Below are 12372 nucleotides of genomic sequence, written 5' to 3' on the forward strand. Positions count from 1 at the left end.
GGCGGGCGGGTACAGGTTCCCCATGACGATCCAGGACAGCTCCCCGGACCAGCGCGCCGTCGGCACCGTCGTCGTGGCGGGCGTCGGCGGGGTCATCGGCCGCCACGTCGCGATCGAGCACGCCCGCCTCGGCCACCGCGTCGTCGGGCTGTCGCGTCGCGCCCCCGGCGACCTGCCGGACGGCGTCGAGCACCGCGCGGTCGACCTCTCCGACCCCGCGCCCGACGCGCTCGGAGGCGTCGGCGACGTGACGCACCTGGTGTTCGCGGCCTACGTCGAGGCCGGGCCGCCGGCCGAGCTCGTCGCCCCGAACGTGGCCCTGCTGCAGGGCGCCCTCGACCTCGCGCAGGCCGGCGGGCACCTGGAGCACGTCACCCTCTACCAGGGCGGCAAGGCGTACGGCGCGCACCTGGGCGGCTTCCGGACGCCCGCCAAGGAGAGCGACCCGCGGCTGCTCGCGCCGAACTTCTACTACGCGCAGGAGGACGTGCTGCGCGAGCGCGGGGCCCGGGACTCCTTCGCCGTGACGATGCTGCGCCCCGAGGCCGTGCTGGGCTACGCCACCGGCAACCCCATGAACCTGCTGATGGCGATCGCGGTCTACGGGAGCGTCTGCGCCGCAGCCGGTCTCCCCCTGTCGTTCCCCGGCAGCCGCGCGGCGTACGAGGCGCTCTACCAGTCCACGGACGCGGAGCTCCTCGCCCGCGCCACGGTGTGGGCCGGCCGCAGCCCGCACGCCGACGGTCAGGTGTTCAACGTCACCAACGGCGACCAGTACCGGTGGGCGAACCTGTGGCCCCTGCTGGCCGAGGACTTCGGGGTCGACGTCGGCCACCCGCTGACCGCGCCGCTCGTGGACACGATGTCGGACAAGGAACCCGTGTGGCGCCGGCTCGTCGAGCGGTACGGACTGCGCCCGACGCCGTTCGCGGACCTCGTGCAGTGGCCGTTCGCCGACTTCATCTGGAACTCCGGGTTCGACAACGTCAGCTCCACCGTGAAGCTGCGCCAGGCCGGGTTCGGCGACTGCCTCGACTCCGAGGACCGCTACCGCGAACTGCTCGCCCGGTTGCGGGAGAACCGCGTCATCCCCCCGCGCGGCGCCCGCGCCTGAGCGACCACGACGAGGTCGCCCGGCCGGGTCGCCCCGGCCGGGCGGGACGTCAGAAGCGGAAGCCGGACACGAGCTGCTGCAGCCCGGCCGCCGTGCGCGAGACCTCCGCCGCGGTCGCGGCGGTGTGCGTGGCGCCCGAGGTGGTCTGCGCCGCCGCGCCGGCGATCCCGGCGATGTTGCGCGAGATCTCCTGACTGCCCGTGGACACTTCGGTGACGTTGCGGACCATCTCCGCCGTGGTGGCCGACTGCTCCTCCACGGCGGCGGCGATCGTCGACTGCAGGCCGTCGATGCGCTCGATGACGTCGGCGATGCCCGCCACGGCCGCGGCCGCGTCGGTGGCGTCGGCCTGCGTCGCGTTGACGCGCGCCACGATGTCCTCGGTGGCGCGGGCGGTCTGCTGGGCGAGTTCCTTGACCTCCCCCGCGACGACCGCGAACCCCTTGCCGGCGTCCCCGGCCCGCGCAGCCTCGATGGTCGCGTTGAGGGCGAGCAGGTTCGTCTGCTCGGCGATCGAGGTGATGAGCTTGACGACGTCGCCGATCTCGCGGCTGGAGGAGCCGAGGCGGGCGATCGTGTCCCCCGCGGTCTGCGCGGAGTGCACCGCGGTGGCCGCCGTGGCCGACGCCTCGGAGGTCGACGTGGCGATCTCGCGGATCGCGGACGTCATCTCCTCCCCTGCGGCGGCGACCGTGCCGATGTTCGCGGCGATCTCCTCGGTGGCGGCCGAGACGACCTGCGACTGGGCCGAGGACTCCTCGGCGCCGGCGGACAGCCGGGTCGCGACGGTGGTCAGCTCCTCGGACGAGGCGGCGAGGGTGGTCGCGCTGCCCGCGATGGTCCGCAGCAGGTCGGACAGCCGCTCGACGGTCGCGTTGGTCGCGGTGGCCAGCTGACCCACCTCGTCACGGCTGACGTGGTGCACGCGCTGGTCCAGGCGGCCGTCCGCCATGCCCTGGACGACCTGCACGGTCTCCGCGAGCGGACGGGCGATCGAGCGGGAGACGGCGACGGCGAGCAGCACGGCCGCGGCGACCGCCGCCCCCCCGAGGGCGAGCAGCGCGACGACCGACTCCCGGTAGCGGGCCGCCCCGTCGGCCGAGATGGCCTGGGCGGCCGCGGACTCCGTCGCGGTCATGTCGGCGAGCGAGGCGACGAGTTCCTTCGACACGGCGTTGGCGACCTTCGCGCGCTGCGCGTAGAAGCCCGCCACGTCCCCGGCCCGGGCGAACGGCAGCATGGTCTCGCGGCCCGTCCGGTACGTGGCGAGCGCGTCGACGAACACCTGCCGCTGGGCCGGCGTGGTGCCGGGGTTCGTCGTGAGGTACTCGGCCCAGGCCGCGTCCACGACGGCGTCGTCCGCGGCGAGCGTCTCGGTGGCCTTCGCCCGCTCCTCGGCGTTCGGCGACATGGCGATGTTCGCCAGGTCCAGGCGGAGCTGGATGAAGGAGGCCCGCACCTGCCCGATGGACGTCACGGACGCGACACCGGAGGTCGTCATGGTGTCCAGGGCGGCCTGCGACTGCCCCAGCCGCACCACCCCCAGCCCGATGACCGCGGCCAGCAGGACGCAGACGATGCCGAAGCTGGCGAACAGCTTGGAGGCGACCCGGAGGTCGCGCAGCCGGGAGGTCATGGGAAGGCCGTCCTGTCGGGGAGGGTGGCGTCGTCGCCTCGGGTTCCATCGGCCGGCGCGGGCGCTGGGTGAAGCTCCGGGCCAGGCCGACGGCGCCCGGACGTGTGACGGGCAGCGGATCGGGTAGCCGGACGGGTGACCACCCCGACCCCAGGAGGAACCGTGTCCGAGCAGTCCGAGCAGACGTCCCAGCCGGCCCAGCAGCAGCGGCCGCCGGGTGAGACAACGCAGATGACGCCGAAGCCCGACCACGGCGAGGACAGCTACCGCGGCAGCGGCAAGATGACCGGCAAGGCCGCCGTCATCACGGGGGCCGACTCCGGCATCGGCCGGGCCGTCGCGATCGCCTACGCCCGCGAGGGCGCCGACGTGCTCATCAGCTACCTGTCCGAGGACGAGGACGCCCGCGAGACCGCGTCGTGGGTCGAGAAGGCCGGCCGCAAGGCCGTGCTCGTCCCCGGCGACGTCTCGGACCCCGCGCACTGCCGCTCCATCATCGGCAAGGCGGTCGAGGAGTTCGGCCGCGTCGACGTGCTCGTGAGCAACGCCGCGTTCCAGATGAGCCACGACTCCCTCGAGGAGATCCCCGACGAGGAGTGGGACTTCACCCTCGCCACCAACCTCAGCGCGTTCTTCCACCTCAGCAAGGCCGCCGTGCCGCACATGCGGCCCGGCTCGGCCATCATCGGCTCCAGCTCCGTGAACTCGGACATGCCCAAGCCGACGCTGATCCCGTACTCGGTCACCAAGGCCGGCATCGCCAACATGTGCGCCTCGATGGCCCAGCTGCTGGGGGAGAAGGGCATCCGCGTGAACAGCGTGGCGCCGGGTCCCGTCTGGACGCCGCTGATCCCCTCGACGATGCCCGAGGAGCAGGTCGAGACCTTCGGCCAGCAGGTGCCGCTGGCCCGTCCCGGTCAGCCCGCGGAACTCGCCCCCGTGTACGTCCTCCTCGGCTCGGACGACGGCAGCTACGTGTCCGGCGCCCGCGTCGCGGTCACGGGCGGCAACCCGATCCTGTGATCTGGTACCCGCTGCGGCTCGGCAGCACGGCCCGGACGGGCGACCGGGGAGGTCGTGCGATCGCGGACGTGCTGGGCCGCAGCGGGCTGCCCGACGGCCCCGTCCTAGACTCCACCGAGGTGGGCGACCCGGACGGAGCGGTGGTCAGCGAGGGCGCGCTGGCCGGGCGGACGCTGCAGAGCCTCGTCGAGGAGGATCCCGCGGCTCTCGTGGGGCCCGGCTGGTGCGGCGAGCGCTTCCCGCTCGCGGTCACCTTCGTCGACGGCAGCGCCGCCCTGCCCGTCCACGTCCGCCCCGCCCCCGCGACCCGCACCGCCGGGCCAGCCGGCCCCACGGGCACCTGGCACGTCCTGGCGGCGGCCTCCGGGGCCACGGCGTGGTGCGGGGTCCGCGACGGCACGGGGGCGGAGGAGCTACGCCGCGGCCTGCTCGCCGACGACGTGGGCTCGGTCCTGGAGCCCCTGCCGGTCAGCGCGGGCGACACGGTGCTCGTCCCCGGCGGGGCCCCGCACTGCTTCGGTCCCGGCACGCTGCTCTACGAGGTGCAGCCGGGGTCCGGCCCTCCGCAGGCCGGCGTCCCGCGCGGGGGCCGGCGCGGTCTGCCCGGCGACGACCGGGAACGCCGCGCGAACGTCGACGCGCTCGTGCGGGACACCCGGCTCGACGCCCGGGCCGTGGTCCGGGGGGCGCTCGCCGCGGTCGACGAGGACGGCGTCCGCCGCCTCGAGTGCTGCGACGGTCCGTCGGTCGGGTTGCAGCGCTGGCGCTCCGGCGCTCCCGTCACGGTCCTGCGCCGGTTCCGCTCGGTGCAGGTGCTCAGCAACCTCGGCGACCCCGTCCGCGTGCGCACGTCGACGTGGGACGGCGTCCTCGGCCGGGCCCGCAGCCTCGTCCTGCCCGCCGCGCTGGGGCGGGTCCACCTGCAGGGCACGCTGGACCTGCTCATCGGCCACCTGCCCACGGCGGGAGCCTCCCCGCCCACGGGCTCGCGCTCGCCCGGCCGGGAGGCGGTGGGCCCGCGGGCGTCGCCGCGGTGACGGTGCGGACAGGTTTGACCGCCGGTCCGCGCCCGGCGAGGGTGGCTCCGGCGCCCCCGGGCGCCGCCCGACGCCGACCCGCCCGACCCAGCGAGGACCGATGAGCCCCGAAGCCCCCCGCGCGACGCCCCGCGGCCCCGTCGACGCCACGCGGGTCCCCCGCTACGGCGGTCCCCCGACGTTCGCCCGGCTGCCGCGGCTGGACGAGGTCTCGCGCGCCGACGTCACCGTGGTCGGGCTGCCGTTCGACACGGGCGTCAGCTACCGGCCCGGCGCGCGCTTCGGCCCGGGGCACATCCGCGCGGCCTCGAAGCTGCTGCGCCCCTACAACCCGGCCCTCTCGACGGCGCCGTTCGGCACCCAGCAGGTCGCCGACGCGGGCGACCTCGGGCTGAACCCCTTCGACATCACCGAGGCGCTCGCCACGACCGAGGCCGGGCTGCGCGGGCTCGCCGAGGACGGGTCCACGCTGCTGGCCCTGGGCGGCGACCACACGCTCGCGCTGCCCGCCCTGCGGGCGCTGGCCTCGCAGCACGGGCCGCTCGCGGTCGTGCACTTCGACGCCCACCTCGACACGTGGGACACCTACTTCGGGGCGCCCTACACGCACGGCACCCCGTTCCGCCGCGCCAGCGAGGAGGGGCTCGTCGACCTCGAGCGCAGCGTCCACCTCGGCACGCGCGGGCCCCTCTACAGCGAGCAGGACCTCGAGGACGACGCGCTCCTGGGGTTCTCCGTCATCCGCGCCGACGACTACGAGACCGACGGGACCGCACGGGCCGTGGAGCGCATGCGGCGCCGGCTCGAGGGGGCGCCCGTCTACGTCTCCGTGGACATCGACGTCCTCGACCCCGCGCACGCCCCCGGCACGGGCACGCCCGAGGCGGGCGGCCTCACGAGCCGCGAACTGCTGCACACCCTGCGCGGGCTGGTCGGCGCGAACGTCGTCGGGGCGGACATCGTCGAGGTGGCCCCCGCCTACGACCACGCGGAGATCACCGGCATCGCCGCGGCCCACGTCGCCTACGAGATCCTCTCGGTGCTGGCGCTGAACAGCGCGGCCGCCCGCTCGTGACGCTGCCCACGGGAACGCCCGCGCAGGGGCACGGACCGGCACCGATCACGATGCTGGTGCCCGACTTCCCGTTCCCCTACGACGACTACCTCGCCTCCCCCGCGGGCCTCGGCAGCGTCCCGCCGCACCGGCTCGGCACCGAGGTGGCCGTCGTGGGCGCCGGCATGTCCGGGCTGGTCGCCGCCCACGAGCTGATGAAGCTGGGTCTGCGGCCGGTCGTGTACGAGGCCGGCGAGATCGGCGGGCGGCTGCGCTCGGCCGCGTTCCCGGGCGTCCCCGACGCGGTGGCCGACCTGGGCGGCATGCGGTTCCCCAGGTCGGGCCGGGCGTTCTTCCACTACGTCGAGGAGCTCGGCCTGCGGACCAGCCCCTTCCCCAACCCCCTGGCGCCGCAGACGCCCAGCACGGTCATCGAGCTCGGCGGCCGCGCCCACTACGCCGAGACGGCGGCGGACCTGCCGCCGCTGTTCGGCGAGGTGGCGCAGGCGTGGCGCGACGCGCTGACCGAGGGCGCCGAGCTGGAGGCCATGCAGCAGGCGATCCGCGACCGCGACCTGCCGCGCATCAAGGAGATCTGGAACCGGACGGTCCCGCGGCTGGACGAGGTCACGTTCTACGGCTTCGTGTCGGCGTCGAAGGCGTTCTCGCAGCTGCCCTTCGGGCACCGCGAGACGTTCGGCCAGGTGGGTTTCGGCACGGGCGGCTGGGACACGGACTTCCCGAACTCGATGCTCGAGATCCTCCGCGTCATCCACACCGACGCCGACGACCAGCACCAGCGGATCCTCGGCGGGGCGCAGAGCGTCCCGCTGGCGCTGTGGCGCCACGCCCCCGCCGACGTCGCGCACTGGCCGGCGGGGACGTCGCTGGAGTCGCTGCACGGCGGTTCGCCGCGGCCCGGGGTGCGGCGCATCCGCCGCGGCGACGACGGCCGGCTGCTGGTGCTGGACCGCTGGGGCACCGAACGCCCCTACGAGGCCGTCATCACCACGTGCCAGTCGTGGCTGCTGTCCGCGGGGATCGACACCGACGAGGCGCTGTTCTCCCACGACCTGTGGATGGCGATGGAGCGCTCGCACTACATGCAGTCCTCCAAGACGTTCGTCCTCGTCGACCGGCCGTTCTGGCGCGACGTCGACCCGGACACCGGGCGGCACGTGATGAGCACGACGCTGACGGACCGGATGACCCGCGGCACCTACCTGCTCGACGGCGGCGACGGCGTCGACGACCCGGCGGCGGCCGACCGCCCCGCCGTGCTCTGCCTGAGCTACACCTGGAACGACGACGCGCTGAAGTGGCTGGCCCTGCCGACCGACGAGCGGGTGCGGCTCATGCTGCACTCGCTCGCGCAGATCTACCCCGGCCTCGACATCGCCTCCCACGTCCTGGGGGAACCCATCACGATCTCGTGGGAGCGCGAACCGCACTTCATGGGGGCGTTCCGCGGGAACCTGCCCGGGCACTACCGCTACCAGCAGCGGCTGTTCTCCCACTTCGTCCAGGACGGCCTGCCGGCGGCGCAGCGCGGCATCTTCCTCGCGGGCGACGACATCTCCTTCACCCCGGGCTGGGCCGAGGGCGCCGTGACGACGGGGCTGAACGCCGTCTGGGGCGTGGTGCACCAGCTGGGCGGCGCGAGCGCCCCGGGCAACCCCGGCCCCGGTGACCGCTTCGCCGAGCTGGCGCCCGTGGTCCTGCCCGACTCCCCCTGACGGGGGCCGGTCCCCGCAGGCCGGTCCGCTCAGGTCAGGCCGAGCCGCACCGCGACGTCCTCGACGAGCCCGGCGAGGTCGCGGGAGCCGTCGACCGGCACGTGCGCCAGCCCCAGCGCCCGCACCCGCTCGTGCAGCCGCTCGGTGAACAGGCGGTCGCGCTCGAGGAGGTTCGCCAGCGCGCGGGGCGGGTCGCTCGTCCTGCCGGCGACCGTCCACAGCCCGCCGCGGGCCTCGAACGCGGTGCGGCGGAACGTCGGGGTGGGCAGGAGCCACACGGCCCTGCCGGGGCGCGCCAGCAGCGGCTGGACGAGGTCGGGCAGCAGCCGGAAGCCCTCGACGAGGACGGGACGGTCCGCCGGCAGGGCCAGGAGGTCCTCGACGAGGAGCCCGAACCCCTCACCGCGGAACCAGGGGAAGTCCTCCAGCATCGCGGCGGGCGTCCGGCCCAGCCACCGCTCGTCGGGCCCGGCGGCCAGGAAGCGCTGCAGCGCAGGCGTCCGGTCCGGGCGGGCGCGCCGGGCGTGGTCCGCCATCGCGGCGTCGGTGTCGAGGACCCGGAGGTCGCACCGCTGCGCCAGCGCCCGCGTCACCGTGGACTTGCCCGCGCCGCTGCCACCGCCGATCCACCGGACGTGGGCGAGCCGCTCGCGCACCTCGTCCACCGTCACCCCGGAGACCTCCACGCCGTCGAGCATGACCCACGGGTGGCCCGCCGGGCGCGGAGCGGGTCAGGAAGGCGACCACCCCAGCGCCGGCCCGAGGTGCGCGGCGGTGTCGGTGAGGATCTGCACGTAGTCCTCGTGCGCGAAGCCGAACGGCAGGGCGAAGACGACCTCGTCGACCTCGCGGTACCCCGCGTGCTGCTGCAACCGCTCCGCGATCTGCTCCGACGGGCCGAGGAGGTCGGGCGCGAAGAGCAGGCGGCCGGGTCCCTGCGGCCGGACGGTGCGCGGCGTGCGCGCGTCGACGTAGGCGGTGTACTTCGCCCGCTGGGCCGGCGTCGCGGAGTCGGTGGGGACGACCACGAGCCCCTGCGACGTGCGGGCCGCCGCCGGGTCCGGGTGGGCCGCGCGGTAGGCCTGCAGCTGCGCCGCCTGCAGGCGGGCGAAGTCGTACTCGGCCGGGTCGTCCGGGTCGGCCGCGGTCTCGGCGCCCTCGTAGCGCACGACGCTGGACGTCAGCAGGTTCAGGCCCTGCTCGCCGGCCCAGGTGGCCGAGCGCACGCTCACCCCGCCGTACCAGAGGCGGTCGGCGAGCCCGGGCGAGTGCGGCGTGACCACGTCGGTGAACACCTCGATGCCCTGCGTCCCCGCGAACCGGCTGGCGGGGTCGCCGCGCAGGAAGCGGTGCAGGCGCAGCACGCGCTCGTAGCCGAAGTCCTCCTGGTCCGCCGTGTCGGGGTACAGCGCGTCCCGGACGTCGTCGAACCGCATCGGCGGGCCGACGCTGACGCCCGGTTCGACCCGCCCACCGGACAGCACGTCGACGGTGGCGAGGTCCTCGGCCAGGCGCAGCGGGTTCTCCCAGCCCAGCGGCGTCACCGCCGTGCCGAGGTGGATGCGGGACGTGCGCTGGCTCGCGGCGGCCATGATGGCGACGGGCGAGGAGATGCCCGGCTGGAAGTGCCGGTGCCGCAGCCAGGCGCTGTCGAAGCCCAGCCGCTCCCCCAGCTCGATGACCGCGAGGGTGCTCTCGTGGCCCGGGCCGGGGTCGTCCAGGTCGAAGGAGCCGATGGTGAGGAAACCCATCCGCCGCAGCGCGGCACCGGCGACCGGCACGTGTCCTCCTCGGGGCCCGGGGCGAGCGGGCGCACCGCCCGGGCCACCATCGTGCCGGACGCCGGCGCCGCGCGGCGGGCCGGCCGTCAGGCGGCGCGGTCCGCCTGCGCGAGGACCACGTCGCCGCGCTCGACCGCGGCCCGCTCGGCGCCGCGGTCGAGGCCGCGGCCCAGCAGCAGGTAGAGGACACCCGGGACGACGAGGCCCACGACGACCGCGACGTCGACCCCGCCCAGCGCCGCGGCGACCGGCCCCGTGAACGCGCCGGGCACCGCGATGAAGGGGATCTCGAGCGCGAGCCCGACCGCGTACGCCGTCAGTCCCCGCCCGCCCCAGCGGCCGTAGACGCCGTCGGGGGTGAACAGGTCGGGGATCGCGTAGTGGCCGCGGCGGACGAAGAAGTAGTCGACGAGGTTCACCGCCGTCCACGGCGCGAGCAGGTAGAGCATCAGCAGCAGCGCGGTGTTCAGCGCGTCGCTCGCGTCGCTCAGGCCCACGCCGACGACCGTCCACACCACCGCGAGCACGAGGATCGCGCCGACGCGGACGGCCCGCGTCCGCGGGACGCGACGGACCGCGTCCACGGCCGTGACGAGGGAGAGCATGCCGCTGTAGGCGTTCAGGCCCATGGTCGCGACCAGGGCCAGCACCGCGAGGACCGCCAGGACGCTGCCGAGCGCCGGGACGACGGCGTTGCCCGCGTCGTGCAGGCCCACGAGGCCGTCGGTCGCGCCGAGCCGCGAACCGAGCCAGGCCCCGAGGGGGATCAGCCAGGCCGGCGACGCGGCCGCCCCCCAGAACACCGACAGGACGATCGCGGCCGGCCGGGTGTCCTCGGGCAGGTAGCGGGAGTAGTCGGAGACGTAGGGCGCGTAGGTGATGTTGTAGCTGGCGGCCGCCGTGAACATGACCACGAAACCGCTCAGCGTGACCCCGCCGGGGTCGGGCGCGTCGCTGCCGCCGGCCGTCCCGGCGAGGATCCCCACCGTCAGGACGACCCAGAAGGGCAGCGACACCCAGAACAGGACCGTGAACGCGCGGTGCAGCCAGTCGTGCCCGAACACCGCCAGCGCCGTCGCGACGACGCTGATGGTGATGCCGACCGCGACGGCGTTCCAGCCGAAGATGCCGTTCAGGCCGGCGGAGATGATGACGGTGTCGACGACGTTGAACGCGACGAAGGTGACGAGGGTGCCGACCAGAGGCACGAGCACGCCGCTGTAGCCGAACTGCGCGCGCGACTGCACCATCTGCGGCAGGCCGAGGCGCGCACCCTGCGTCGCGTGGAAGGCCATGAAGAAGGTGCCGAAGAGGATCCCCGAGATCCCCGCGACGGCGGTCCAGCCGAGCGAGAGACCCACGGCCGGGCCCAGCAGGCCGATGGCGACCGTGAACGGCTGGAAGTTCCCGAGGAACCAGAACGGGCCCTGCCGCCAGACGCGGCCGTGCCGCTCGGCGCGGGGCACCCAGTCCAGCGACCTGACCTCCACCGCCGGGCGAGGGGTGGACGGTGGTGCGCTCACGCTGGCTCCCGGTGCTCGACGGACGGTCCCGCCGACCGCCCCCGCCACGGTGGCGTCGCGTCACGGCGCGGTCAACACCTGGGGTGGAGACGTCATGCGGTGGTAACACGGGCCGTCCGACCGGGTGTGCGGTGGCGCGCCCGGTCCGCCCGGTGACTCAGCCGTCGACCAGGACGTCCTCGTCGGCGGTGGCGGCGCGCAGGACGGCCGGGCCCGGTGCGGCGCCCGCCGGCACCCGCACCCGCCAGCTGATGGCGTACCCCTCGTCCCCGCCCGCAGCGTCAGCCGTCCCGAGGGTCCAGGTGGTGCCGTCCTGCTCGAGCACGAGGTCCACCCCGCGCATCGGCACGACGGGCGGGGGCCCGTCGCACCCCCACCCGCCGGTGGTGTCGTCGCACCCGTCGGCGAAACCCCGCCCCGACACCTCGATGTCGCCGTCCGAGGTCAGGACCGGCGACGCCGACCCCGTGGGCGACGGTGCTCGACCGGGTCGGCTCTGCTCGACCTGCAGCTCCTGCGGGCCCGCGCAGCTGGCCGAGGCGGACGGGACGGGGAGGACGACGAGGAGGCAGCAGCAGGTCAGAGCCCCCGCCACGGTCAGCGCTCGACCACGGCCGCGGCACCGCAGCGTTCGCACCCGCTCCTGGTCGATCGCCATCCCGCACGCTCTCACGCGCCGGCCTGCACCGCGTCGTGGTCACGACCACCGGGGCCGTGTCCGTCGTGGCGCACGCGTCGCGCCGACCACGACGACGACGGAACCTGCCACCCCGGCGGCGACGAGCACCGAACCGCTCAGAGCGCCGGAGACCCGGTCGGGCCACGGAAGGTGCTCGGAGACGGTGAAACCGCCTCGCACGAACGGCTCGAGGAGGGCCCCGACGGGCACGGTGAGACGAGCCGGCAGCCCCAGGGGTCCCCGGCTCCGAGCGACGGCCCCGACCACGCCCAGCGGCCCGCCCGCGACGGCGGCGATCGCGAACCACGCGGCGTTCTCCGCCCAGATGGCCGGCGCGTACACGCCGAGCAGTCGACCGGCCCCGTAGTGCACGACCAGCGCCGTGAGCGAGGCCACGACTCCCATCAGGGAGCCGTGCAGCGGCCTCCGGGCGAGCCAGCCGGACAGGACCGCCAGCCCGGCCCACACCACGCCCGCGTTGAGCACCTCGCTGACGCTCCGGAACGCCGTCAGCAGCCCGATCCCCTCCCCCGGCAGCCGGCTCGTGACCGCGGCGATCGAGGCGAGCGACACCAGGGCCAGGACGACCGCGGCGGAGAGGGCCGGCCACCACCTCGCGCCCGCCACGCCCGGAGCCTGTGGGGGGCCGAGCGGTGCGGGTCGTCCTCGACGGACGGGGCGTTCCGCCGGGGTGGGCACGTCTCCGACTGTGCCGCAGAGCAACGCCCGGGGGCAGGGCGACCCGCCAGCAGGCACCACCAGCGCACGACCTCTTCACCCAGAGCCTCT

The 12372-nt window shown here is 75.1% G+C and carries 11 protein-coding genes; 5 read left to right on the forward strand and 6 right to left on the reverse strand.

The window, feature by feature from the left end:
* The first annotated feature begins 22 nt into the window (after positions 1 to 22).
* Positions 23 to 1114, forward strand: coding sequence for an SDR family oxidoreductase (locus GTR02_RS02540; RefSeq protein WP_166605909.1), 1092 nt, complete (start codon positions 23 to 25; stop codon positions 1112 to 1114).
* 49 nt (positions 1115 to 1163) lie between these two features.
* Here the strand turns inward: GTR02_RS02540 and GTR02_RS02545 are convergent, their stop codons facing one another.
* Positions 1164 to 2750: a methyl-accepting chemotaxis protein gene (locus tag GTR02_RS02545; RefSeq protein WP_166605910.1), complete on the reverse strand. Its 1587-nt coding sequence runs from the start codon at positions 2748 to 2750 to the stop codon at positions 1164 to 1166.
* A 231-nt stretch (positions 2751 to 2981) separates the two neighbouring features.
* On the opposite strand from GTR02_RS02545, the gene GTR02_RS02550 reads away from it, so the two are divergent.
* The 4 genes from GTR02_RS02550 (at position 2982) to GTR02_RS02565 (ending at position 7600) form a co-directional block, all read left to right on the forward strand.
* Positions 2982 to 3773 carry an SDR family oxidoreductase gene (locus GTR02_RS02550; protein WP_166605936.1) on the forward strand — a complete coding sequence of 264 codons (792 nt, stop codon included), beginning with the start codon at positions 2982 to 2984 and terminating at the stop codon, positions 3771 to 3773.
* Positions 3770 to 4810 carry a cupin domain-containing protein gene (locus GTR02_RS02555; protein WP_166605911.1) on the forward strand — a complete coding sequence of 347 codons (1041 nt, stop codon included), beginning with the start codon at positions 3770 to 3772 and terminating at the stop codon, positions 4808 to 4810. Before GTR02_RS02550 ends, GTR02_RS02555 begins: the two co-directional genes overlap by 4 nt.
* Positions 4811 to 4910: 100 nt before the next feature.
* Entirely contained in the window at positions 4911 to 5885 is a 975-nt protein-coding gene (gene speB / locus GTR02_RS02560; RefSeq protein ID WP_166605912.1) for an agmatinase, read from the forward strand.
* A 50-nt stretch (positions 5886 to 5935) separates the two neighbouring features.
* Entirely contained in the window at positions 5936 to 7600 is a 1665-nt protein-coding gene (locus GTR02_RS02565; RefSeq protein WP_166605937.1) for a flavin monoamine oxidase family protein, read from the forward strand.
* A 29-nt stretch (positions 7601 to 7629) separates the two neighbouring features.
* Here GTR02_RS02565 and GTR02_RS02570 read toward each other — a convergent pair whose 3' ends face one another.
* The 5 genes from GTR02_RS02570 to GTR02_RS02590 all read right to left on the reverse strand — a co-directional run bounded on the left by GTR02_RS02570 (position 7630) and on the right by GTR02_RS02590 (position 12210).
* The gene (locus tag GTR02_RS02570) at positions 7630 to 8298 is read right to left on the reverse strand and encodes a shikimate kinase (RefSeq protein WP_205708504.1); all 669 of its coding nucleotides are present in this window, start codon (positions 8296 to 8298) and stop codon (positions 7630 to 7632) included.
* Positions 8299 to 8331: 33 nt separating this feature from the next.
* Positions 8332 to 9381 (reverse strand): LLM class flavin-dependent oxidoreductase, encoded by a 1050-nt coding sequence (locus GTR02_RS02575; RefSeq protein WP_338073532.1) that lies wholly within the window; start codon positions 9379 to 9381, stop codon positions 8332 to 8334.
* An 86-nt stretch (positions 9382 to 9467) separates the two neighbouring features.
* The gene (locus tag GTR02_RS02580) at positions 9468 to 10904 is read right to left on the reverse strand and encodes a cytosine permease (RefSeq protein ID WP_166605913.1); all 1437 of its coding nucleotides are present in this window, start codon (positions 10902 to 10904) and stop codon (positions 9468 to 9470) included.
* Positions 10905 to 11061: 157 nt separating this feature from the next.
* Positions 11062 to 11499 (reverse strand): hypothetical protein, encoded by a 438-nt coding sequence (locus tag GTR02_RS02585; protein ID WP_166605914.1) that lies wholly within the window; start codon positions 11497 to 11499, stop codon positions 11062 to 11064.
* Positions 11500 to 11601: 102 nt separating this feature from the next.
* Positions 11602 to 12210, reverse strand: a complete 609-nt coding sequence (locus GTR02_RS02590) for a hypothetical protein (RefSeq protein ID WP_166605915.1) — start codon at positions 12208 to 12210, stop codon at positions 11602 to 11604.
* Positions 12211 to 12372: the final 162 nt, after the last annotated feature.

The organism is Kineococcus siccus, assembly GCF_009906795.1.
Lineage (GTDB): Bacteria > Actinomycetota > Actinomycetes > Actinomycetales > Kineococcaceae > Kineococcus > Kineococcus siccus.